Below are 22400 nucleotides of genomic sequence, written 5' to 3' on the forward strand. Positions count from 1 at the left end.
TCTTAAACGCTAGATTGACACTAGTTTACAGCTGTGCTAGAGTCAAAGAGTATGTGCAAAGTGCGGAGGTGTCTTCATTGGGCAGAAAGCGTGTCTTAGCGTGCGAAACGTGTAAGTCAAGAAACTACTCGTTTACAAACGATAACAAAGATGAGGTCCGACTTGAATTAAAAAAATATTGCAAGCAGTGCAAAGAACATACAATTCATTTAGAAACACGTTAATGTATGACATAGAACGATATGAAATCAACGACGTCTGTAAAGGATGTTTATCTTTTTGATATTGTGCAATGCTGGAGGTGTATGGATTCGCATGGCTACGGAGAAAAAAGGGCCAATCTCATTTTTACGCAATGTAGGGCGGGAAATGAAGCGTGTTACCTGGCCGACTAGAAAAGAATTAACCCGTTACACACTTGTGGTTTTGGCAACTTTAGCGATTATGGTGGGCTTCTTCTTTCTAGTTGATGAAGGCATATCATTCTTATTGCGTTTCTTGTAAAATTTAAGCAATGTGTGTAATAAAAGGAGGGAAGGACGGCTGTCCTGAACAATGGAAAAAAACTGGTTTGTGGTACACACGTATTCTGGTTATGAGAATAAAGTAAAAGCAAATCTCGAAAAGCGTGTGGAGTCCATGGAAATGACTGACCACATCTTTCGCGTCCTCGTTCCTGTAGAAGAGGAAACAGAAACGAAAAACGGAAAGACAAAACAAGTAACGCGGAAGGTATTTCCGGGTTATGTTTTAGTAGAAATGATTATGACAGATGATTCATGGTACGTTGTTCGTAATACACCTGGTGTGACAGGGTTTGTTGGTTCTGCAGGTGCAGGCTCAAAACCATCCGCTCTTATGCCAGATGAAGTGGAGCGCATTCTGAAACAAATGGGTGTTGCAGAACTTCATGCTGAAATTGATTTTGAATTAAAAGAATCAGTTAAAGTAACATCAGGACCATTCGCTGATTTTGTAGGCACAATTGAAGAGATTCAAATTGAGAAACAGAAGCTGAAAGTCCATGTAAATATGTTTGGTCGGGAAACACCGGTTGAGCTTGAGTTTGGACAAGTTGAAAAGATTTCTTAAAAAAACTTGCGTCCATCGGCTTTTGGTGATAAGATTTCAATGTTTAGTATGAGTAATACTATCCAGTCGGATGCGTATGCATCCGTCTTTTTGAGTGGGAGGGTACATACAAGTATCCGGTAACCACATCACGGACTTAAGGAGGTGTGTCACGTGGCTAAAAAGGTAATTAAAATGGTTAAGCTACAAATCCCTGCGGGTAAAGCCAATCCGGCACCACCAGTTGGACCAGCACTTGGTCAAGCAGGTGTTAACATCATGGGATTTTGTAAAGAATTTAACGCTCGTACATCAGACCAAGCGGGTCTTATCATTCCAGTTGAGATCACTGTGTTTGAAGATCGTTCGTTTACATTCATCACTAAAACGCCACCAGCTGCAGTTCTTTTGAAAAAAGCAGCAGGAATCGAATCAGGTTCTGGTGAGCCGAACCGCACGAAAGTTGCAACGGTTAAGCGCGATAAAGTACGCGAAATCGCTGAAACAAAAATGCCGGATTTGAACGCTGCTTCTGTTGAGGCGGCAATGCTTATGGTTGAGGGTACAGCTCGCAGCATGGGCATCGTAATCGAAGACTAATTGGTTCGTTTGCTGAGAGGTTGCGCTCAAGCTTGAGTCGCAGCCTTTCAAATAGTGGGAGGACTATCCGTTAATACCACATACGAGGAGGAAATAAAATGGCTAAAAAAGGCAAGAAGTATGTAGATGCTCTTAAACTTGTAGACCGTGATACGGCTTACCAAGCTGAAGAAGCGCTAGAACTAGTAAAGAAAACATCTGTCGCTAAGTTTGATGAAACAGTAGAAGTTGCTGTACGTCTTGGCGTTGACCCTAAGAAAGCAGATCAACAAATTCGTGGTGCAGTCGTGCTTCCGCACGGAACTGGTAAAACGCAACGTGTTCTTGTATTTGCAAAAGGGGATAAAGCGAAAGAAGCAGAAGCAGCTGGGGCTGACTTTGTTGGTGAAGATGATCTTATCAATAAAATCAACCAAGGTTGGTTCGACTTTGATGTAATTGTTGCAACTCCTGATATGATGGCGCAAGTTGGTCGTCTAGGTCGTGTGCTTGGACCAAAAGGTCTTATGCCAAACCCTAAAACAGGAACAGTTACTTTCGATGTAACAAAAGCTGTTGAAGAAATCAAAGCTGGTAAAGTGGAATACCGTGTTGATAAATCAGGTAACATCCACGTGCCAATTGGCAAAGTTTCATTTGATTCAGCGAAGTTAGTTGATAACTTTAAAACAATCATCGAAACATTGCATAAAGTAAAGCCATCAGCTGCAAAAGGTACGTATGTACGTAATATCGCAGTTGCATCAACGATGGGCCCTGGTGTCCGTGTTGTAACATCGGCTTACTCTAAATAATAGTTGACTCTCATTTTAGAATGAGGTAAGCTATTGTTTGTGAATTAAATAGTCATACCGTAGACAGTAGGTGCGTTTTCGCTTAAATAGCCTACCGAGGTGAGCAAATAGATCTCTAATTTAGAGTACAATGCCCTCGTGTGTCATACGCGAGGGCTTTCTATATGGAACCGGTCGGTGTGCAAACAGTTTTACAGGAGGTGTAACGATGAGCAAAGTTTTAGAGCAAAAACAACAAGTTGTATCAGAAGTAGCGGCTAAACTTAAAGAAAGCAAATCAACAGTGGTTGTTGATTATCGTGGACTTAATGTAGCCCAAGTAACTGAGCTTCGTAAACAATTACGTGAAGCTGGCATTGAGTACAAAGTTTACAAAAACACGCTTGTACGCCGTGCGACTGCAGAAGCTGGTTTTTCTGGTTTAGATGAGCATCTTGTAGGACCAACTGCGATCGCATTTGGTGCAGAAGATGTGATCGCACCTGCAAAAGTACTAAACGAGTTTGCGAAAAAGAACGAAGCGCTTGAAATCAAAACAGGTATCATCGAAGGCAATATTGCATCCGCTGCAGAAGTTAAAGCACTAGCTGAGCTTCCTTCACGCGATGGTTTGCTTTCTATGCTTGCAAATGTACTTCAAGCACCAGTTCGTGGATTTGCAATTGCTACAAAAGCGGTTGCAGAACAAAAAGAAGAACAAGGCGCGTAACGTTAGCGACTTGAATCATATCTCATATTTGAATTAGGAGGATTTACAATGAATAAAGATCAAATCATTGAAGCGATTAAAGAAATGACAGTTCTTGAACTAAATGACCTTGTAAAAGCAATCGAAGAGGAGTTTGGCGTAACTGCAGCAGCTCCAGTAGCAGTAGCAGCAGGTGGCGGCGAAGCAGCAGCTGAGCAAACTGAATTCGACGTAGTTCTTGAGTCTGCTGGTTCTTCTAAAATTGGCGTAATTAAAGTGGTTCGTGAAATCACTGGTCTTGGACTTAAAGAAGCAAAAGCGCTTGTTGATGGTGCTCCAGCTCCAATCAAAGAAGGCGTTTCTAAAGAGGATGCTGAAGAAATCAAAGGCAAACTTGAAGAAGCTGGCGCTAGCGTAGAAGTTAAGTAATAACTGCTTAACGCAAGAAGAAGGTCCGCGGATGGTTGTCCGCGGGCCTTCTTTTCCCATTATAAGAAAGGGTGACGGTTTTGAGTGAACATTATTATGCAAATAAACCGACATCTGCTCGTGATGAAAAGACATGGTCTTATACATTAAAAGGAGAATCGTTTTCTTTTACTACAGACCGGGGTGTTTTTTCTAAAGGTGAAGTAGATTTTGGTAGTCGGTTTTTAATTGAGTCGTTCGAAATGGGAGACTTATCGGGTGACATATTAGATGTTGGCTGCGGATATGGTCCAATAGGTTTGGCTCTCGGAAAAACCTATCAGCAAGGAAAAGTAATTATGATTGATGTCAATGCGCGCGCGTGTGAACTTGCTGAAAAGAATGCAGTGCGAAATAAGGTTGATCGTGCTGAGGTTCGGTTTACAGAAGAGGGTATGGCGAGTCTGCGTGATGATGAGAGATTCGTAGCAGTTGTGACCAATCCGCCAATTCGTGCTGGTAAAGAGACGGTCCATGATATATATGAACGAGCATATAGGCATCTTGTAACAGGCGGAGAACTTTGGGTTGTCATTCAAAAGAAGCAAGGGGCGCCTTCAACAAAAGGGAAGCTTGAAGAGCTTTTTGGGGTGGAAAACGTAGAGACGCGCGGGAAGAATAAAGGATATTTTCTTTTTTCTGCAAAAAAAATTGACTAGCTTTTTCAACTATGATATTATTATTTAATGCGTATAACTGCCTAATTTGCCGTTTCCAAATTCATGAGAGTAACCTCAGTGATTGAAACGGTTCATTTTTGGTTATGCTAATAAAATCTGTGCTATACATGAAAAAAGGTTTCTGATTTTCATACTATAAAGCTTTTTTCTAGTTTTGTATAGTCTAACATGGTTTTTTATTGAAATGTAAAGGCATGCGGATCGATCTGTTTGTAAGAGCTTTAAAGCTCTTACAAATGGTTAATATTTAGATACTATAACGCGAGATTTAAGGGGTGAATCAGTTGACAGGTCAACTAATTCAGTATGGACGTCACCGCCAGCGGAGAAGCTATGCGCGAATTAATGAAGTGCTAGAACTGCCAAACTTGATTGAAATTCAAACGGCTTCTTATCAATGGTTTCTTGATGAGGGTTTGCGAGAAATGTTTCAAGATATTTCTCCTATCCAAGACTTCACTGGCAATTTAGTTTTAGAGTTTATTGATTACAGTCTAGGAGAACCAAAGTATCCTGTTGATGAGTCCAAAGAACGCGACGTGACGTTCGCTGCTCCTTTGAGAGTCAAAGTACGCCTCATTAACAAAGAAACAGGTGAAGTGAAAGAGCAAGAAGTCTTTATGGGTGATTTCCCATTAATGACGGAAACGGGCACATTCGTTATCAATGGAGCTGAACGAGTTATCGTTTCTCAACTTGTGCGTTCACCAAGCGTGTACTACAGCCAAAAGCTTGATAAGAACGGAAAGAAAGGGTTCACTGCAACCGTCATTCCAAACCGTGGTGCTTGGCTGGAGCTTGAAACGGATGCGAAGGATATTGTGTATGTTCGTATTGACCGTACGCGTAAAATCCCTGTATCTGTTCTTTTGCGCGCTCTTGGTTTTGGTTCTGATCAAGAAATCATTGACCTCTTAGGGGAAAATGAATACTTGCGTACTACGCTTGAAAAAGACAATACAGACTCAACTGACAAAGCTTTGCTTGAAATATATGAGCGTCTTCGTCCTGGTGAGCCACCAACGGTCGAGAATGCCAAAAGTTTGTTGGATTCCCGATTCTTTGACCCGAAACGCTATGATTTAGCGAACGTTGGTCGTTATAAAATTAACAAAAAATTACACATCAAAAACCGTCTATTTAACCAACGTTTAGCTGAAAAGCTAGTTGATCCAGAGACAGGTGAAGTGTTAGCAGAAGAAGGAACATTACTTGATCGCCGTACGCTTGATAAGCTCATTCCTCATCTTGAGAAGAATGTTGGTTTCCGTACAGCGCGTACTTCAGGTGGCGTTCTTGACGAAGCTGATGTGGATATTCAATCGATTAAAATTTATGCAGCAGATGATTATGACGAAGAACGTGTGATTTCTGTTATTGGAAATGGCATGGTAGAGCGTGATGTAAAACATATTGCGCCTTCTGATATTATCGCTTCAATCAGTTATTTCTTTAACCTCCTTCATGGAGTAGGTGACACAGATGACATTGACCATCTTGGAAATCGTCGTCTTCGTTCTGTAGGTGAACTACTGCAAAATCAATTCCGTATTGGTTTGTCTCGGATGGAACGTGTCGTTCGAGAGCGTATGTCGATTCAAGATCCGAATGTAATTACGCCACAAGCGTTAATTAACATTCGTCCAGTTATTGCTTCGATAAAAGAGTTTTTTGGAAGCTCACAGCTATCACAGTTCATGGATCAAACGAACCCATTAGCTGAGTTGACACATAAGCGTCGTTTATCAGCACTAGGACCGGGTGGTTTGACGCGTGAGCGTGCTGGTATGGAAGTACGTGACGTTCATTACTCTCACTATGGTCGTATGTGTCCAATTGAAACGCCAGAGGGACCAAATATCGGTTTGATCAACTCTTTATCTTCTTACGCGAAGGTAAATGAATTTGGCTTTATGGAAACTCCATATCGTCGTGTTGATCCAGAAACGGGTAAAGTAACCGCTCGAATCGATTATTTGACTGCCGATGAAGAAGATAACTACGTAGTTGCACAGGCGAATGCGAAATTGAATGAAGATGGATCATTTGTTGATGCAAACATCATTGCGCGTTTCCGTGGTGAAAACACAGTTGTACCATTTGAACGAATTGATTATATGGATGTATCGCCGAAACAGGTTGTTTCCGCAGCGACGTCATGTATTCCTTTCCTTGAAAATGATGACTCCAACCGTGCGCTTATGGGTGCGAACATGCAACGTCAAGCGGTTCCTTTGCTTGTGCCTGAAGCTCCGCTTGTGGGGACTGGTATGGAACATATGTCTGCAAAAGATTCGGGGGCAGCTGTTGTTTCGAAGTATCCAGGTGAGGTGGAACGAGTTACTGCAAAAGAAATCTGGGTTCGCCGCATTGAAGAAGTAGATGGAAAAGAAACAAAAGGTGACTTAGATAAGTATCGTTTGCAAAAATTTGTTCGCTCTAACCAAGGAACGAGTTACAACCAACGCCCTATCGTACGCGAAGGTGATATTGTAGAAAAACGCGAAATTCTTGCCGATGGTCCTTCAATGGAGCAAGGCGAGATGGCGTTAGGACGCAATGTTCTTGTAGGATTTATGACGTGGGAAGGTTATAACTATGAGGATGCGATTATTCTTAGCGAACGTCTTGTGAAGGACGATGTTTATACATCTGTTCATATTGAAGAATATGAATCCGATGCCCGTGATACAAAGCTTGGACCTGAAGAAATCACACGTGACATTCCAAACGTCGGTGAAGATGCATTACGTAATCTTGATGAGCGTGGAATTATTCGTGTTGGGGCCGAAGTGAAAGATGGCGATATTTTAGTTGGTAAAGTAACACCAAAAGGAGTTACTGAACTAACTGCAGAAGAACGTCTCTTACACGCTATCTTCGGAGAGAAAGCTCGTGAAGTTCGTGATACGTCATTACGTGCACCGCACGGTGGTGACGGAATTGTTCTTGATGTGAAAATCTTTAACCGTGAAGACGGCGATGAATTACCTCCTGGTGTAAATCAGCTTGTGCGTGTTTATATTGTGCAGAAGCGTAAAATTAATCAAGGGGATAAAATGGCCGGACGTCACGGAAATAAAGGTGTTATCTCTAGAATTCTACCGGAAGAAGACATGCCTTATATGCCAGATGGCACACCAATCGATATCATGCTTAACCCACTTGGGGTACCATCGCGTATGAACATCGGACAAGTGCTTGAGTTGCACCTTGGTATGGCTGCCCGCAAGCTAGGCATTCATGTTGCATCTCCTGTATTTGATGGTGCGCGTGAGGAAGATGTTTGGGGTACTTTGGACGAAGCAGGTATGGCAAGAGATGGTAAGACAATTCTTTATGATGGACGTACAGGTGAAGCGTTTGACAATCGTGTATCAGTTGGAATTATGTACATGATTAAACTTGCTCACATGGTTGATGACAAGTTACACGCACGTTCAACTGGACCATACTCGCTCGTTACACAACAGCCACTTGGTGGTAAAGCTCAATTTGGTGGTCAGCGTTTTGGGGAGATGGAAGTATGGGCGCTTGAAGCATACGGTGCTGCATACACACTACAAGAAATTCTTACCGTTAAATCGGATGATGTTGTTGGACGTGTGAAAACGTATGAAGCGATTGTTAAAGGCGAAAATGTTCCAGAACCTGGAGTGCCAGAATCGTTTAAAGTATTGATTAAGGAACTTCAATCGCTTGGCATGGACGTTAAAATGCTCTCAAGCAATGAAGAAGAGATAGAGATGCGTGAACTAGATGATGAAGACGACCAAACATCGGAGAAACTAAATCTGAATTTGGAAACGAACGAATCACAAGTATAATCGGCTGAGGGGAGAAGCATCTGTTTCTTCCCCTTGCCCGTCTTAAGATAGCAAGTTTAGCGCGAAAGATCGCGAAGCCACATTAGTGGAAATCATAAGGGAGGTTGGCCCCTTGATCGATGTAAACAACTTTGAATACATGAAAATTGGTTTGGCATCACCAAACAAAATCCGTTCTTGGTCTCGTGGGGAAGTCAAGAAACCGGAAACGATTAATTATCGTACATTAAAGCCGGAAAAAGATGGTCTGTTTTGCGAACGAATTTTTGGTCCGCAAAAAGACTGGGAATGTCATTGTGGGAAATATAAACGTGTTCGTTATAAGGGTGTTGTTTGTGACCGTTGTGGCGTTGAAGTAACACGAGCGAAAGTGCGCCGTGAGCGCATGGGTCATATCGAACTAGCTGCTCCTGTTTCGCACATTTGGTACTTTAAAGGTATTCCAAGTCGTATGGGTCTTGTGCTAGATATGTCGCCTCGTTCATTGGAAGAAGTTATTTATTTTGCTTCTTACGTGGTGACAGAGCCAGGTGATACTCCGCTTGAGAAAAAGCAGTTGCTATCAGAAAAGGAATACCGTGCTTATTATGATAAGTATGGTCGTACGTTTACTGCATCTATGGGTGCGGAAGCGATTCGTAAATTACTTGCAGATATTGACTTACCTAAAGAAGTTAATGGTTTAAAAGAAGAGTTAGAGACTGCTCAAGGACAACGCCGTACTCGTGCGATTAAGCGCCTTGAAGTGCTTGAAGCATTCCGTAATTCAGGAAATGGTCCGTCTTGGATGGTTTTAGATGTTCTTCCGGTTATACCTCCTGAACTTCGTCCAATGGTCCAGCTTGATGGTGGTCGTTTTGCGACTTCTGATTTGAATGACCTCTATCGCCGAGTAATTAACAGAAATAATCGTTTGAAGCGTCTACTTGATCTAGGAGCTCCAAATATTATTGTGCAAAATGAGAAACGTATGCTTCAAGAAGCTGTAGATGCGTTGATTGATAATGGTCGTCGCGGACGTCCTGTTACAGGACCGGGTAACCGCCCATTAAAATCACTTTCTCATATGTTAAAAGGGAAACAAGGTCGTTTCCGTCAAAATCTACTTGGTAAACGTGTTGACTACTCTGGTCGTTCTGTAATTGTTGTAGGTCCGAACTTGAAAATGTATCAATGTGGACTTCCTAAGGAAATGGCACTTGAATTGTTTAAGCCGTTTGTCATGAAAGAACTTGTCTCAAAAGGCCTTGCTCATAATATTAAGAGTGCGAAACGTAAAGTTGAGCGCGTTCAACCTGATGTTTGGGATGTACTTGAAGAAGTTATCCGTGAGCACCCGGTTCTATTGAACCGTGCACCAACACTTCACCGCCTTGGTATCCAAGCATTTGAACCAATTCTTGTAGAAGGTCGGGCAATTAAACTTCACCCACTCGTTTGTACGGCATACAACGCCGACTTTGATGGTGACCAAATGGCTGTTCACGTACCTTTATCTGCAGAAGCACAAGCAGAAGCACGTATTTTAATGCTTGCAGCACAAAACATTCTGAACCCGAAAGATGGTAAGCCTGTTGTTACACCATCACAAGATATGGTACTTGGTAACTACTATCTAACGATGGAAAACGCCGAGGCTCGTGGAGAAGGTTCTGTGTTTAAAGATATCAATGAAGCATTGATTGCTTACCAAAATGGATATGTGCACTTGCATACGCGTATCGCTGTTCCGGTAGCATCATTAAATAAGCCTACATTTAAAGAAGAGCAGCAGGATATGTTACTTCTAACAACTGTTGGAAAACTTCTATTTAATGAGATTATGCCAGACTCATTCCCTTATATGAATGAGCCAACAAACTCGAATCTGGAAGTAGAAACACCGGATCGTTATATGGTTCCAAGTAATACAGATGTAAAAACACTGTTTAGAGAACGTCCGATTGTAGCTCCATTTAAAAAAGGGTTCCTCGGAAACGTTATATCGGAAGTCTTTAAGAAATTTAAGATTACCGAGACATCAAAAATGCTTGACCGTATGAAGGACTTAGGATTTACTTATTCAACGAAAGCTGGTATTACTGTAGGGGTTTCTGATATCGTCGTTCTTTCGGAGAAAAAGGAAATTCTTGAAGATGCAGATAAGAAAGTAGAGCGTATCGTTAAGCAATTCCGTCGTGGTTTAATTACGGAAGAAGAACGTTATGATCGTGTTATCTCTATCTGGAGTGAAGCGAAAGATGTGATTCAAAGTAAATTAATGGGTACGCTTGATGAACGCAACCCAATCTTTATGATGAGTGATTCTGGAGCGCGTGGTAATGCATCAAACTTTACGCAGCTAGCTGGTATGCGTGGATTGATGGCCAACCCGTCTGGTCGTATTATTGAACTTCCAATCAAATCAAGTTTCCGTGAAGGTCTTACAGTACTTGAGTACTTTATCTCCACTCACGGAGCGCGTAAAGGTCTTGCCGATACAGCATTGAAAACAGCTGACTCAGGTTACTTGACGCGTCGTCTTGTTGATGTTGCTCAGGACGTTATCGTTCGTGAAAACGATTGTGGAACTGATCGTGGCCTTGAAGTAGCAGCAATCAAAGAGGGCACTGAGACAATTGAGAACCTTTATGATCGTCTTGTTGGCCGTGTTGCATTTAAAACGGTCCGCCATCCAGAAACAAATGCTGTGCTAATTGGCCGTGGTGATTTAATGGATGAAGATATTGCTAAACAAATCGTTGATGCTGGTGTTGAAGCAGTTACAATTCGTTCTGTCTTCACGTGTAATACCCGTCATGGTGTATGTAAAGCATGTTATGGACGTAACCTTGCTACTGGAAGTGACGTTGAAGTTGGTGAAGCGGTTGGTATTATTGCCGCCCAATCAATTGGTGAGCCAGGAACACAGCTTACGATGCGTACATTCCACACAGGTGGGGTTGCCGGAGATGATATTACACAAGGTCTTCCGCGTATCCAAGAGTTGTTTGAAGCGAGAAATCCAAAAGGTCAAGCGACGATTACCGAAATTGATGGAGACATCATTGATGTAAAAGATGGTGACAAACGTGAAGTTACCATTCAAAATGCGCTTGAAACAAAAAATTATGCCATTCCTTATGGTTCACGTCTCAAAGTAGTAGCCGGCGACAAAGTTATTGCTGGCCAAACACTTACAGAAGGTTCGATTGATCCGAAAGAATTATTAAAAGTAACAGGCATGGGCGGAGTACAAGAGTATCTTCTTCGCGAAGTACAAAAAGTTTACCGTCTGCAAGGGGTAGAAATTGGCGATAAACACGTAGAAGTAATGGTTCGCCAAATGCTTCGTAAAATTCGTGTTGTTGATGCAGGAGATACAGGAGTATTGCCAGGATCACTCGTTGAAATTCAAAAGTTCAATGACGCAAATAGTAAAGTGTTGCTTGATAACACCCGTCCAGCTACTGGTCGTCCGGTACTTCTCGGAATTACAAAAGCATCACTTGAAACGGATTCCTTCTTGTCAGCAGCATCGTTCCAGGAGACAACTCGTGTCCTAACAGATGCAGCAATAAAAGGAAAACGCGATGAGTTGCTTGGTTTGAAAGAGAACGTAATTATCGGTAAGCTCGTTCCAGCCGGTACGGGACTACAACGTTATAAGAACTTGGGCATTCACTCATCTCATGATGAAAAAGCAGAGCAAGAAGAGGCGAATAAGCCGGAAGAAGTTCTTGTTCAAGAATAATTTATAACTTTCACCGAGATAGGCTGTTGACACAGCCTATCTTACGGTGATACTATATCAAAGTGTGCCTGACGGTCTGCTGCTTTGGAGGATGGATTATGTCTTATGAAAAAGTAGAACAGGCAAGAAATCCGATTATCGGAAAAAAACAGACACTAAAAGCATTGCACGCTCGTCTAGTGAAAGAGCTATACGTAGCAAAAGACGCTGATTTGCGTATTACGCAAGAAGCACTTGATGCTGCGAAGCATACAGATGTTACGGTCGTGTATGTCGATTCGATGAAACGGCTTGGAAAAGCTTGTGGAATCGAAGTTGGCGCAGCCACTGTGGCGTTAAGGAAATAAGGAGTTTTGTTTTGCTGGTTACGCAAAACAAACTATTCTTTTACCTAAACATGAACCACCTGGATCAGTGGTCTTAAAAAAGTGGAAGGGAGGAACTAAATAACATGCCTACTATTAACCAATTAATTCGTAAAGGTCGCGTAGACAAAATTAAAAAGTCTGATTCACCAGCACTTAACAAAGGGTATAACAGCTTCAAAAAAGCTCAAACAAATGTGTCTTCACCACAGAAGCGCGGTGTTTGTACTCGTGTTGGTACAATGACTCCGAAGAAACCGAACTCGGCTCTTCGTAAATATGCTCGTGTACGTTTGACGAACTCAATTGAGGTAACTGCATACATCCCAGGAATCGGCCATAACTTACAAGAGCACAGCGTTGTTCTTATCCGTGGCGGTCGTGTAAAAGATTTACCGGGGGTGCGTTACCACATCGTTCGTGGTGCACTTGATACAGCGGGTGTTCAAAACCGTATGCAAGGTCGTTCTAAATATGGAACAAAAAGACCAAAAGAGAAAAAATAATAAATCCTAATAAGGATAAATGTTGAAAGGAGGGGGACACATGCCTCGTAAAGGTCCTGTTGAACGTCGTGACGTATTGCCTGATCCAATTTACAATTCTAAACTTGTTACCCGCCTCATTAACCGTATTATGGTTGACGGGAAGCGCGGAACTGCACAAACAATTCTTTATAATGCATTTGAACTTGTAAAACAGCGCAGTGGAAACGATCCAATGGAAGTTTTTGATCAAGCATTGAAAAACATCATGCCTGTACTTGAAGTTAAAGCTCGCCGTGTTGGTGGTTCGAACTATCAAGTGCCGATCGAAGTTAAACCAGATCGTCGTACGACACTTGGTCTACGTTGGTTGGTAAACTACGCACGTCTTCGTGGCGAAAAGACAATGGAAGAACGTCTTGCTAACGAAATTCTTGATGCAGCTAACAACACTGGTTCTGCGGTTAAGAAACGTGAAGATACGCATAAAATGGCAGAAGCAAACAAAGCGTTTGCTCACTACCGTTGGTAGGAACGATTATTACCTAATAGAGAAAGGAGAACGAACCTATGGCAAGAGAATTCTCCTTAAAAGATACGCGTAATATCGGCATCATGGCTCACATTGATGCCGGTAAAACGACGGCAACGGAACGTATTTTGTTCTACACAGGTCGTGTGCATAAGATTGGTGAAACACACGAAGGTGCTTCTCAAATGGACTGGATGGCGCAAGAGCAAGAGCGTGGTATTACAATCACATCTGCTGCAACAACAGCTCAATGGAAAGATCACCGTATCAATATCATTGATACACCTGGACACGTAGACTTTACAGTTGAAGTTGAACGTTCTTTACGTGTACTTGATGGGGCTGTAGCGGTACTAGATGCACAATCAGGTGTTGAACCGCAAACAGAAACAGTATGGCGTCAAGCAACAACATATGGCGTACCTCGTATTGTATTCGTTAATAAAATGGATAAAACGGGTGCGGACTTTATGTATTCAGTAGGAACTTTGCGTGATCGTTTACAAGCAAACGCGCACCCAATTCAGTTGCCTATCGGAGCGGAAGATGAATTCACTGGATTCATTGACTTAATCGAGATGGATGCTCATATTTCTAAGGATGACCTTGGACAAGAGTGGGAAACAACTGATATTCCTTCAGAATATCAAGAACAAGCAACAAAAATGCGTGAATCTCTAGTTGAAGCTGTAGCGGAACTAGACGAAGAACTCATGATGAAGTATCTTGAAGGTGAAGAGCTAACAAAAGAAGAACTTAAAACTGCAATCCGTCAAGGAACATGTAACGTTGAGTTCTATCCTGTAATTTGTGGTTCTGCTTTCAAAAACAAAGGGGTTCAAGCACTTCTAGATGCAGTACTTGCTTACCTTCCATCACCGCTTGATGTAGCAGCTATTCGTGGTCATGTTCCTGACAGTGAAGAAGAAGTTACACGTGAGCCTGGTGATGACCAGCCGTTCTCGGCACTTGCATTTAAAGTAATGACGGATCCTTTTGTAGGGAAACTTACATTCTTCCGTGTTTACTCTGGTACACTCAACTCTGGTTCTTACGTGCGTAATGCAACGAAAGACAAGCGCGAACGTGTAGGTCGTATCCTTCAAATGCACGCCAATTCACGTGAGGAAATCTCTACGGTTTACTCTGGTGACATTGCCGCTGCAGTTGGTTTAAAAGATACAACTACTGGAGATACTCTATGTGATGAAAAGAGCCTTGTAATCTTAGAATCCATGCAGTTCCCAGAGCCTGTTATTCACTTGTCTGTTGAACCAAAGTCAAAAGCAGACCAAGATAAAATGGGTATCGCTCTTGCTAAACTAGCAGAAGAGGATCCAACTTTCAAAACGCATACAGATGAAGAAACGGGTCAAACAATCATCGGTGGTATGGGTGAACTTCACCTTGATATCCTCGTTGACCGTATGAAACGTGAGTTTAAAGTAGAAGCAAACGTGGGAGCTCCACAGGTTTCTTACCGTGAAACAATTCGTTCATCAGCAAAAGTTGAAGGTAAATTTGTTCGTCAATCTGGTGGTCGTGGTCAGTTCGGACACGTTTGGGTTGAGTTCTCTCCAAACGAAGAAGGCGCTGGCTTTGAATTCGAAAATGCTATCGTTGGTGGGGCTGTTCCTCGTGAATATATCTCATCAGTAGAAGCTGGGATTGAAGAAGCTCTTGATAATGGTATGATTGCAGGTTACCCTGTTATTGACCTTAAAGCGAAGCTTTACGATGGATCTTACCATGATGTCGATTCATCCGAGATGGCATTTAAAATTGCCGCTTCAATGGCACTTAAAAATGCAAAATCTAAATGTAGTCCAGTTCTTCTTGAACCATTGATGAAAGTTGAAATCGTGATTCCTGAGGAATACATGGGAGACATTATGGGTGATGTAACAGCTCGTCGTGGACGTGTTGAAGGTATGGAAGCTCGCGGTAACGCACAAATTGTTAAGGCATTTGTACCGCTTGCTGAAATGTTTGGATATGCTACAAGTCTTCGTTCTCGTACACAAGGTCGCGGAACATACTCTATGTTCTTTGATCATTATGAAGAAGTACCAAAAAGTGTATCTGAAGAAATCATTAAAAAACAAACGGGTGCTTAATTGTTCCTATTTGTTTTGAATGATATTTTGTTGTAAGCTAGGGAAGGAATTGGCTGATACAAACCAGCCACCTTTCTTATTGATATAAACTATAACCGTATTTAAGGGAGGAAATGAATCATGGCAAAAGAAAAATTCGACCGCTCCAAAACACATGCCAATATTGGTACAATTGGACACGTTGACCATGGTAAAACAACTTTAACTGCTGCAATTACAACTGTACTTGCTAAGCGTTCTGGTAAAGGTCAAGCAATGGCGTTTGACGCAATCGATGGTGCTCCTGAAGAGCGCGAACGTGGAATCACAATCTCAACTTCTCACGTAGAGTATGAAACTGACACTCGTCACTATGCTCACGTTGACTGCCCAGGACACGCTGACTATGTTAAAAACATGATCACAGGTGCTGCACAAATGGATGGTGGTATCTTAGTAGTATCTGCTGCTGATGGCCCAATGCCACAAACTCGTGAGCACATTCTTCTTTCTCGTCAAGTAGGCGTACCTTACCTTGTTGTATTCATGAACAAATGTGACATGGTAGATGACGAAGAACTACTTGAACTAGTAGAAATGGAAGTACGTGATCTTCTTTCTGAGTATGACTTCCCTGGTGATGACATTCCAGTTATCCAAGGTTCTGCTCTTAAAGCTCTTCAAGGCGATGCTGAGTGGGAAGAAAAAATCATCGAACTAATGAACGCAGTTGATGAGTATATCCCAACTCCAGAGCGCGACAAAGATAAGCCTTTCATGATGCCTGTTGAGGATGTATTCTCAATCACTGGTCGTGGAACAGTTGCAACTGGTCGTGTAGAGCGTGGTCAACTTAACGTTGGTGACACAATCGAAATTCTTGGAATCCACGAAGAGAAAAAATCAACAACTGTAACAGGTGTTGAGATGTTCCGTAAGCTTCTTGACTATGCTGAAGCTGGCGACAACATTGGAGCTCTTCTTCGTGGAGTAGCACGTGAAGATATCCAACGTGGACAAGTACTTGCTAAGCCAGGTACAATCACTCCACACACAAACTTCAAAGCTGAAGTTTATGTTCTTTCAAAAGAAGAGGGTGGACGTCACACTCCATTCTTCTCTAACTATCGTCCACAATTCTATTTCCGTACAACTGACGTAACTGGTATCTGCCAATTACCTGAAGGTACAGAAATGGTTATGCCTGGTGATAACATTGAAATGACAATTGAGCTTATCGCTCCAATCGCGATTGAAGAAGGTACTAAATTCTCAATCCGTGAAGGTGGCCGTACTGTAGGCGCCGGCGTTGTAGCTACAATTCAAAAATAAGCATTAGCTTATAAAAAAAGAAGGCGGTTTTCAAATCGTCTTCTTTTTCTTTTGTTTTTTAAATAAACTCTTGCATTCATAGATAGGAGTCTATATAATAGTATGAGTGTGCCCCGATAGGTGCGTTTCTTTATGTATTTATACAAAAGTGAAACGAATGAGGATTGTGCACGTCTGACAGCGATGATGTGGAAGGTTGCTGACACACCCGGCCCCTTTGCCATGGGAGGGTGAGGAAATTTCCACGGAGTATGTCTATTTTAAAAATGGACGATAAAGGAGGGCTATCATGGCAAAGCAAAAGATTCGTATTCGTTTAAAAGCGTATGATCACCGCGTGCTAGATCAGTCGGCTGAGAAGATTGTAGAAACGGCAAAACGTTCAGGTGCGAGCGTATCAGGACCGATTCCGCTTCCAACTGAGAAGTCTGTATACACAGTACTTCGTGCGGTTCACAAGTATAAAGATTCTCGTGAACAGTTCGAAATGCGTACGCATAAACGTCTTATCGATATTGTAAATCCAACACCACAAACTGTGGATGCGCTTATGCGTTTGGATCTACCGTCTGGCGTTGACATTGAAATTAAACTGTAAGAACTATATAAATCTAACATTTAGTAGGAGGTGTAACGGATGACCAAAGGAATCTTAGGTAGAAAAATAGGTATGACTCAAGTTTTCGCTGAAAACGGTGAAGTCATCCCAGTAACGGTTATTGAGGCAGAACCAAACGTTGTACTTCAAAAGAAATCAGTTGAATCTGATGGCTATGAAGCAATGCAAATCGGTTTTGCAGATGCAAAAAAACCAAACAAACCAGAAACAGGCCACGCTGCTAAAGCAGAAACGGCTCCTAAGCGCTTCATTAAGGAAATCCGTGACGTTAATCTTGACGAGGTAGAAGTAGGTCAAGCGATTAACGTAACAACATTTGCAGCAGGAGATATCGTTGATGTGACAGGGATTTCTAAAGGGAAAGGTTTCCAAGGTGCAATTAAGCGCCACAACCAATCTCGTGGACCAATGTCCCACGGTTCTCGTTACCACCGTCGCCCAGGTTCAATGGGACCTGTAGCGCCAAACCGCGTATTTAAAGGAAAACTTCTTCCTGGACGCATGGGTGGAGAGCAAATCACGATGCAAAACCTTGAAATCGTTCGTGTTGACGAAGAACGCAACTTGCTTCTCGTTAAAGGAAATGTTCCAGGTGCTAAGAAAAGCTATGTAACTGTACAATCTGCAGTTAAAGCGTAACGTTATAGAAAGGAGGCCATTCGAATGCCGAAAGTAACAGTTTTTAATCAAACAGGTTCACAAGTAGGAGATATTGAACTTGCTGATGCAGTCTTTGGAATTGAGCCAAACAAAAGCGTCCTTCACGATGCAGTCGTGATGCAGCAAGCATCTCTTCGTCAAGGTACACACAAAACTAAAGGTCGTTCTGAAGTTCGTGGCGGTGGAAGAAAGCCATGGCGTCAAAAAGGAACTGGACGTGCTCGTCAAGGTTCTATCCGTTCCCCACAATGGGTTGGCGGTGGCGTTGTATTTGGACCAACACCACGCAGTTACAGCTTCAAGCTTCCGAAAAAAGTTCGCCGTCTAGCGATTAAGTCTGCTTTGTCTTCTAAAGTACAAGGTTCAGAATTAGTTGTTCTTGATAGCTTACAATTCGAAGCAATCAAAACAAAAACAATGAAGGACGTACTTGCAAGTCTTTCTGTAGACTCTAAGGCTCTTGTTGTGACAGCAGATTACAACGAAAATGTCGCATTGTCTGCACGCAACTTGCCAGGAGTTACGTTCCTTACAGCCGACAGCGTAAACGTTTTAGACTTGCTTAAGCATGATAAGCTTGTCATCACAAAAGACGCAGTCGAAAAGGTAGAGGAGGTGCTTGCGTAATGTCAAACGCACGTGATATCATTAAGCGCCCTGTCATCACTGAGAAGTCTGCTGACTTGATGGAACTAAAAAAGTATACATTTGACGTTGACGTTCGCGCGAACAAAACTCAAATCAAAGATGCTATTGAAGAGATTTTCGAAGTGAAAGTCGATAGCGTTAATACTGTAAATTATAAAGGTAAATCCAAGCGTTTTGGACGCTATACTGGATTTACTCCGAAGCGCAAAAAAGCGATTGTCCAGCTCTCTGCGGATAGCAAAGAACTAGACTTCTTTGAAGCGTAAGAAACAAGAGAAGGAGGGAATCACACATGGCTATTAAAAAGTATAAACCGACCAGTGCCGGTCGTCGTAATATGAGCGGATCTGACTTCGCTGAGTTGACTACAGATAAACCGGAAAAGTCGTTACTAGCGCCGTTACACAATAAAGGCGGACGTAACAACCAAGGTCGTCTAACTGTTCGTCATCAAGGTGGCGGTCACAAGCGTCAATACCGTATCATTGACTTTAAGCGTAATAAAGATGGAATTCCAGGTCGCGTTGCTACGATCGAATATGATCCAAACCGGTCTGCGAATATCGCATTAATCAACTATGCTGATGGTGAAAAACGTTACATTCTTGCTCCAAAAGGACTTACAGTAGGTACTGTAATCGAGTCTGGTGCAGAAGCAGATATTAAAGCAGGTAACGCTCTTCCACTTATCAACATTCCAGTTGGTACAGTAATCCACAATATTGAACTTCGTCCTGGTAAAGGCGGACAGCTAGTTCGTTCTGCTGGAACAGAAGCACAACTTCTTGGTAAAGAAGGTCAATATGTTCTTGTTCGTTTAAATTCTGGTGAAACTCGTTACATCCTATCTACTTGCCGCGCTACAATTGGTCAAGTTGGAAATGTTGAACATGAGTTAATCAGCATTGGTAAAGCAGGTCGTTCACGCTGGAAAGGCATTCGCCCAACAGTACGTGGTTCTGTAATGAACCCGAATGATCACCCACACGGTGGTGGTGAAGGTAAAGCGCCAATTGGCCGTCCGTCACCTATGTCTCCATGGGGTAAACCAACACTTGGTTTCAAAACACGTAAGAAGAACAAGCAATCCGACAAGTACATTGTACGTCGTCGTAAAAAATAACGTGGTTTGGCTACGGTTCTCAAGTAGGGCCGTGGACGAATCTCGAAGGGAGGCACTCACATGGGCCGCAGTTTGAAAAAAGGACCTTTCGTCGATGGTCATTTGATGAAGAAAGTTGAAGCGTTGAACGAAACAAACGACAAGAAAGTTGTTAAGACTTGGTCTCGTCGTTCTACAATCTTCCCTGACTTTATTGGCCACACGTTTGCAGTATATGATGGCCGCAAGCATGTACCAGTTTATGTTTCTGAAGATATGGTTGGACACAAGCTTGGCGAATTTGCTCCTACTCGTACGTACAAAGGGCATGCCGCTGATAAGAAAACAAGACGTTAAGTAAGAAAGGAGGACATCTCTCATGGAACAAGCTAAAGCTGTAGCGAAACAAGTTCGCATTGCGCCTCGTAAAGTCCGTCTTGTGATCGATCTAATTCGTGGCAAACAAGTCGGTGAAGCCATCGCTATCTTAAAGCATACACCTAAATCAGCTTCTCCAGTAGTTGAAAAGCTTCTAAATTCAGCAATTGCGAATGCAGAACACAACTACGAAATGGAGCCAAATAATCTCGTTATTTCAGAAGCTTTCGTTGACGAAGGCGTTACGCTTAAACGTTTCCGTCCGCGTGCACAAGGTCGTGCTAGCCGGATTAACAAACGTACGAGCCATATTACATTGGTTGTAACAGAAAAGAAGGAGGGATAACACATGGGTCAAAAAGTAAATCCGGTCGGACTACGTGTCGGCGTCATTCGTGATTGGGATTCTAAGTGGTTTGCTAGTAAAAAAGACTATGCAGATTTACTACATGAAGACATCGCGATCCGTAAGCATGTTGAAGGTCGTTTGAAAGACGCATCTGTGTCTAAAGTAGAAATCGAACGCGCTGCAAACCGTGTGAATATCACAATTTCTACTGCCAAGCCAGGAATGGTGATCGGAAAAGGCGGTTCAGAAGTTGAAGCACTACGTAAGTCTCTTAATGATCTTACTGGCAAACGCGTACACATTAATATCTCAGAAATCAAGCTAGCTGATATGGATGCTAAACTTGTTGCTGAAAATATTGCTCGTCAATTAGAAAATCGTATTTCATTCCGTCGTGCGATGAAGCAAGCGATTCAACGTACTATGCGTTCTGGCGCAAAAGGAATTAAAACACAAGTATCTGGACGCCTTGGTGGCGCGGATATTGCTCGTGCAGAGCACTATAGCGAAGGAACTGTTCCACTTCACACACTTCGTGCTGATATCGATTATGGTACAGCAGAAGCTGATACAACATACGGTAAAATTGGTGTTAAAATTTGGATTTACCGTGGTGAAGTCCTTCCAACGAAAGGAACGAACAAAGAGGAAGGAGGCAACTAATCATGTTAATGCCTAAACGTGTTAAATATCGTCGCGAACATCGCGGTAAGATGCGTGGTCGTGCTAAAGGCGGGACTGAAGTTCACTTTGGTGAATACGGTTTGCAAGCTCTAGAAGCTTCTTGGATTACAAACCGTCAAATCGAATCTGCTCGTATTGCAATGACTCGTTACATGAAGCGTGGCGGTAAAGTTTGGATTAAGATCTTCCCTTCTAAACCTTACACTGCTAAGCCATTAGAAGTTCGTATGGGTTCTGGTAAAGGTGCACCTGAAGGATGGGTTGCCGTAGTGAAACCAGGTAAGATTATGTTTGAAATTTCCGGAGTATCTGAAGAGGTTGCCCGTGAAGCTCTACGTCTTGCCTCTCACAAATTACCAATCAAATGTAAATTTGTAAAACGTGAAGAAGTGGGTGGTGACTCAAATGAAAGCAACTGATATCCGCAACTTAACCACTGCTGAAATCGAACAAAAGACGCAATCTCTAAAAGAAGAGCTTTTCAATCTACGCTTTCAACTTGCAACTGGACAATTAGATAACCCAGTCCGCATTCGTGAAGTCCGTAAAAGCATAGCTCGTGCTAAAACGGTATTGCGTGAACGTGAGCTTGGACTTAACAACGGCTAAAAAAGGAGGTTTGCTGCATGGATCGCAACCAACGTAAAGTTTACCAAGGTCGTGTCGTATCTGATAAAATGGATAAGACAATTTCTGTACTTGTTGAAACATACAAAGTGGATCGCCTTTATGGTAAACGCGTAAAAGATTCTAAGAAATTTAAAGCACATGATGAAGAGAATACTGCAAAAGTTGGCGATATCGTTCGTATCATGGAAACACGCCCGCTTTCTAAAGATAAACGTTTTCGTTTAGTAGAGATCGTAGAAGAAGCGATCATTATCTAATCAAGCCTTGGTTTGAAGGGAGGTAAACTATATGATTCAACAAGAAAGCCGTTTAAAAGTTGCTGATAACTCAGGTGCACGTGAAGTATTATGCATTAAAGTACTTGGTGGCTCTGGACGTAAAACAGCTAATATCGGTGATGTAATTGTTTGTTCGGTGAAACAAGCAACACCAGGTGGCGTTGTTAAGAAGGGTGAAGTTGTTAGAGCAGTAATCGTTCGTTCAAAGACTGGTGCTCGTCGTAGCGACGGATCTTATATTAAATTTGACGAAAACGCAGCGGTAATCGTTCGTGACGATAAAAGCCCACGCGGAACTCGTATTTTCGGACCAGTTGCACGCGAACTTCGCGACAACCAGTTCATGAAAATTGTATCTCTTGCTCCTGAGGTTCTTTAATA

The 22400-nt window shown here is 42.4% G+C and carries 27 protein-coding genes and 1 other annotated feature; all 27 genes read left to right on the forward strand.

The features are described 5' to 3' along the window. The first annotated feature begins 68 nt into the window (after positions 1-68). The 27 genes from rpmG (at position 69) to rplN (ending at position 22398) form a co-directional block, all read left to right on the forward strand. Positions 69-224 carry a 50S ribosomal protein L33 gene (rpmG, locus tag BK584_RS15230; RefSeq protein ID WP_437182774.1) on the forward strand — a complete coding sequence of 52 codons (156 nt, stop codon included), beginning with the start codon at positions 69-71 and terminating at the stop codon, positions 222-224. Positions 225-315: 91 nt separating this feature from the next. Next, positions 316-504, forward strand: coding sequence for a preprotein translocase subunit SecE (gene secE, locus BK584_RS15235; RefSeq protein WP_078393381.1), 189 nt, complete (start codon positions 316-318; stop codon positions 502-504). 51 nt (positions 505-555) lie between these two features. Beyond that, the gene (nusG, locus tag BK584_RS15240; protein ID WP_078393382.1) at positions 556-1092 is read left to right on the forward strand and encodes a transcription termination/antitermination protein NusG; all 537 of its coding nucleotides are present in this window, start codon (positions 556-558) and stop codon (positions 1090-1092) included. A 153-nt stretch (positions 1093-1245) separates the two neighbouring features. Then, positions 1246-1671 carry a 50S ribosomal protein L11 gene (gene rplK, locus BK584_RS15245; RefSeq protein ID WP_035421288.1) on the forward strand — a complete coding sequence of 142 codons (426 nt, stop codon included), beginning with the start codon at positions 1246-1248 and terminating at the stop codon, positions 1669-1671. Between the two features lie 98 nt (positions 1672-1769). After that, the gene (rplA, locus tag BK584_RS15250; protein ID WP_054704905.1) at positions 1770-2465 is read left to right on the forward strand and encodes a 50S ribosomal protein L1; all 696 of its coding nucleotides are present in this window, start codon (positions 1770-1772) and stop codon (positions 2463-2465) included. 39 nt (positions 2466-2504) lie between these two features. Continuing rightward, positions 2505-2637: a sequence feature (ribosomal protein L10 leader region), on the forward strand. A 36-nt stretch (positions 2638-2673) separates the two neighbouring features. Then, complete coding sequence (rplJ, locus tag BK584_RS15255) at positions 2674-3174, forward strand: 50S ribosomal protein L10 (protein ID WP_078393384.1); 501 nt, start codon at positions 2674-2676, stop codon at positions 3172-3174. A gap of 48 nt (positions 3175-3222) precedes the next feature. Beyond that, on the forward strand, positions 3223-3582 hold the full coding sequence (gene rplL / locus BK584_RS15260; RefSeq protein ID WP_078393385.1) for a 50S ribosomal protein L7/L12: 360 nt from the start codon (positions 3223-3225) through the stop codon (positions 3580-3582). 80 nt (positions 3583-3662) lie between these two features. Continuing rightward, positions 3663-4280: a class I SAM-dependent methyltransferase gene (locus tag BK584_RS15265; RefSeq protein WP_078393386.1), complete on the forward strand. Its 618-nt coding sequence runs from the start codon at positions 3663-3665 to the stop codon at positions 4278-4280. 305 nt (positions 4281-4585) lie between these two features. Then, positions 4586-8128: a DNA-directed RNA polymerase subunit beta gene (gene rpoB, locus BK584_RS15270; RefSeq protein WP_078393387.1), complete on the forward strand. Its 3543-nt coding sequence runs from the start codon at positions 4586-4588 to the stop codon at positions 8126-8128. Positions 8129-8240: 112 nt separating this feature from the next. Next, positions 8241-11861: a DNA-directed RNA polymerase subunit beta' gene (gene rpoC, locus BK584_RS15275; RefSeq protein WP_078393388.1), complete on the forward strand. Its 3621-nt coding sequence runs from the start codon at positions 8241-8243 to the stop codon at positions 11859-11861. 98 nt (positions 11862-11959) lie between these two features. After that, positions 11960-12208 carry a 50S ribosomal protein L7ae-like protein gene (locus tag BK584_RS15280; protein WP_078393389.1) on the forward strand — a complete coding sequence of 83 codons (249 nt, stop codon included), beginning with the start codon at positions 11960-11962 and terminating at the stop codon, positions 12206-12208. 104 nt (positions 12209-12312) lie between these two features. After that, positions 12313-12732, forward strand: coding sequence for a 30S ribosomal protein S12 (rpsL, locus tag BK584_RS15285; protein ID WP_054704918.1), 420 nt, complete (start codon positions 12313-12315; stop codon positions 12730-12732). 40 nt (positions 12733-12772) lie between these two features. After that, positions 12773-13243 carry a 30S ribosomal protein S7 gene (gene rpsG, locus BK584_RS15290; RefSeq protein ID WP_078393390.1) on the forward strand — a complete coding sequence of 157 codons (471 nt, stop codon included), beginning with the start codon at positions 12773-12775 and terminating at the stop codon, positions 13241-13243. Positions 13244-13281: 38 nt separating this feature from the next. Then, complete coding sequence (gene fusA, locus BK584_RS15295; protein ID WP_078393391.1) at positions 13282-15360, forward strand: elongation factor G; 2079 nt, start codon at positions 13282-13284, stop codon at positions 15358-15360. A 120-nt stretch (positions 15361-15480) separates the two neighbouring features. Beyond that, on the forward strand, positions 15481-16671 hold the full coding sequence (tuf, locus tag BK584_RS15300) for an elongation factor Tu (RefSeq protein ID WP_078393392.1): 1191 nt from the start codon (positions 15481-15483) through the stop codon (positions 16669-16671). A gap of 289 nt (positions 16672-16960) precedes the next feature. Then, positions 16961-17269, forward strand: a complete 309-nt coding sequence (gene rpsJ, locus BK584_RS15305) for a 30S ribosomal protein S10 (RefSeq protein ID WP_035345210.1) — start codon at positions 16961-16963, stop codon at positions 17267-17269. Positions 17270-17308: 39 nt separating this feature from the next. After that, entirely contained in the window at positions 17309-17929 is a 621-nt protein-coding gene (gene rplC, locus BK584_RS15310) for a 50S ribosomal protein L3 (protein ID WP_078393393.1), read from the forward strand. 24 nt (positions 17930-17953) lie between these two features. Beyond that, positions 17954-18577, forward strand: coding sequence for a 50S ribosomal protein L4 (gene rplD, locus BK584_RS15315; RefSeq protein WP_078393394.1), 624 nt, complete (start codon positions 17954-17956; stop codon positions 18575-18577). Continuing rightward, positions 18577-18864, forward strand: coding sequence for a 50S ribosomal protein L23 (gene rplW, locus BK584_RS15320; RefSeq protein ID WP_054704930.1), 288 nt, complete (start codon positions 18577-18579; stop codon positions 18862-18864). Before rplD ends, rplW begins: the two co-directional genes overlap by 1 nt. Positions 18865-18890: 26 nt before the next feature. Further along, the gene (gene rplB, locus BK584_RS15325) at positions 18891-19721 is read left to right on the forward strand and encodes a 50S ribosomal protein L2 (RefSeq protein WP_078393395.1); all 831 of its coding nucleotides are present in this window, start codon (positions 18891-18893) and stop codon (positions 19719-19721) included. A gap of 60 nt (positions 19722-19781) precedes the next feature. Continuing rightward, a complete protein-coding gene (gene rpsS, locus BK584_RS15330) occupies positions 19782-20057 on the forward strand; it encodes a 30S ribosomal protein S19 (RefSeq protein ID WP_035395650.1) in 276 nt (91 codons plus the stop codon). A 22-nt stretch (positions 20058-20079) separates the two neighbouring features. Then, a complete protein-coding gene (gene rplV, locus BK584_RS15335) occupies positions 20080-20424 on the forward strand; it encodes a 50S ribosomal protein L22 (protein WP_035421314.1) in 345 nt (114 codons plus the stop codon). A gap of 3 nt (positions 20425-20427) precedes the next feature. Next, complete coding sequence (rpsC, locus tag BK584_RS15340) at positions 20428-21090, forward strand: 30S ribosomal protein S3 (RefSeq protein WP_078393396.1); 663 nt, start codon at positions 20428-20430, stop codon at positions 21088-21090. Between the two features lie 2 nt (positions 21091-21092). Next, positions 21093-21530, forward strand: coding sequence for a 50S ribosomal protein L16 (rplP, locus tag BK584_RS15345; RefSeq protein ID WP_054704940.1), 438 nt, complete (start codon positions 21093-21095; stop codon positions 21528-21530). Next, positions 21517-21720: a 50S ribosomal protein L29 gene (gene rpmC / locus BK584_RS15350; protein WP_054704943.1), complete on the forward strand. Its 204-nt coding sequence runs from the start codon at positions 21517-21519 to the stop codon at positions 21718-21720. The genes rplP and rpmC overlap by 14 nt, the downstream gene beginning before the upstream one ends. A 17-nt stretch (positions 21721-21737) precedes the next feature. Continuing rightward, positions 21738-21998 (forward strand): 30S ribosomal protein S17, encoded by a 261-nt coding sequence (gene rpsQ, locus BK584_RS15355; protein ID WP_054704946.1) that lies wholly within the window; start codon positions 21738-21740, stop codon positions 21996-21998. A 31-nt stretch (positions 21999-22029) separates the two neighbouring features. Further along, the gene (rplN, locus tag BK584_RS15360; protein WP_054704949.1) at positions 22030-22398 is read left to right on the forward strand and encodes a 50S ribosomal protein L14; all 369 of its coding nucleotides are present in this window, start codon (positions 22030-22032) and stop codon (positions 22396-22398) included. Positions 22399-22400 lie beyond the last annotated feature (2 nt).

It is taken from the genome of Shouchella patagoniensis (genome assembly GCF_002019705.1).
Taxonomy (GTDB): Bacteria; Bacillota; Bacilli; order Bacillales; family Bacillaceae_D; genus Shouchella; species Shouchella patagoniensis.

Bases quoted from the DNA above. Each gene is read 5' to 3' on its own strand.
- rpsG (WP_078393390.1), top strand. From the start codon at position 12,773: ATGCCTCGTAAAGGTCCTGTTGAACGTCGTGACGTATTGCCTGATCCA.
- rplN (WP_054704949.1), top strand. From the start codon at position 22,030: ATGATTCAACAAGAAAGCCGTTTAAAAGTTGCTGATAACTCAGGTGCA.
- fusA (WP_078393391.1), top strand. From the start codon at position 13,282: ATGGCAAGAGAATTCTCCTTAAAAGATACGCGTAATATCGGCATCATG.
- rplA (WP_054704905.1), top strand. From the start codon at position 1,770: ATGGCTAAAAAAGGCAAGAAGTATGTAGATGCTCTTAAACTTGTAGAC.
- rpsC (WP_078393396.1), top strand. From the start codon at position 20,428: ATGGGTCAAAAAGTAAATCCGGTCGGACTACGTGTCGGCGTCATTCGT.
- rplW (WP_054704930.1), top strand. From the start codon at position 18,577: ATGTCAAACGCACGTGATATCATTAAGCGCCCTGTCATCACTGAGAAG.
- rplP (WP_054704940.1), top strand. From the start codon at position 21,093: ATGTTAATGCCTAAACGTGTTAAATATCGTCGCGAACATCGCGGTAAG.
- tuf (WP_078393392.1), top strand. From the start codon at position 15,481: ATGGCAAAAGAAAAATTCGACCGCTCCAAAACACATGCCAATATTGGT.
- rplC (WP_078393393.1), top strand. From the start codon at position 17,309: ATGACCAAAGGAATCTTAGGTAGAAAAATAGGTATGACTCAAGTTTTC.
- rplV (WP_035421314.1), top strand. From the start codon at position 20,080: ATGGAACAAGCTAAAGCTGTAGCGAAACAAGTTCGCATTGCGCCTCGT.
- rpsJ (WP_035345210.1), top strand. From the start codon at position 16,961: ATGGCAAAGCAAAAGATTCGTATTCGTTTAAAAGCGTATGATCACCGC.
- rpmC (WP_054704943.1), top strand. From the start codon at position 21,517: ATGAAAGCAACTGATATCCGCAACTTAACCACTGCTGAAATCGAACAA.
- rplJ (WP_078393384.1), top strand. From the start codon at position 2,674: ATGAGCAAAGTTTTAGAGCAAAAACAACAAGTTGTATCAGAAGTAGCG.
- rplD (WP_078393394.1), top strand. From the start codon at position 17,954: ATGCCGAAAGTAACAGTTTTTAATCAAACAGGTTCACAAGTAGGAGAT.
- BK584_RS15280 (WP_078393389.1), top strand. From the start codon at position 11,960: ATGTCTTATGAAAAAGTAGAACAGGCAAGAAATCCGATTATCGGAAAA.
- rplL (WP_078393385.1), top strand. From the start codon at position 3,223: ATGAATAAAGATCAAATCATTGAAGCGATTAAAGAAATGACAGTTCTT.
- secE (WP_078393381.1), top strand. From the start codon at position 316: ATGGCTACGGAGAAAAAAGGGCCAATCTCATTTTTACGCAATGTAGGG.
- nusG (WP_078393382.1), top strand. From the start codon at position 556: ATGGAAAAAAACTGGTTTGTGGTACACACGTATTCTGGTTATGAGAAT.
- rpsQ (WP_054704946.1), top strand. From the start codon at position 21,738: ATGGATCGCAACCAACGTAAAGTTTACCAAGGTCGTGTCGTATCTGAT.
- rpsS (WP_035395650.1), top strand. From the start codon at position 19,782: ATGGGCCGCAGTTTGAAAAAAGGACCTTTCGTCGATGGTCATTTGATG.
- rpsL (WP_054704918.1), top strand. From the start codon at position 12,313: ATGCCTACTATTAACCAATTAATTCGTAAAGGTCGCGTAGACAAAATT.
- rplB (WP_078393395.1), top strand. From the start codon at position 18,891: ATGGCTATTAAAAAGTATAAACCGACCAGTGCCGGTCGTCGTAATATG.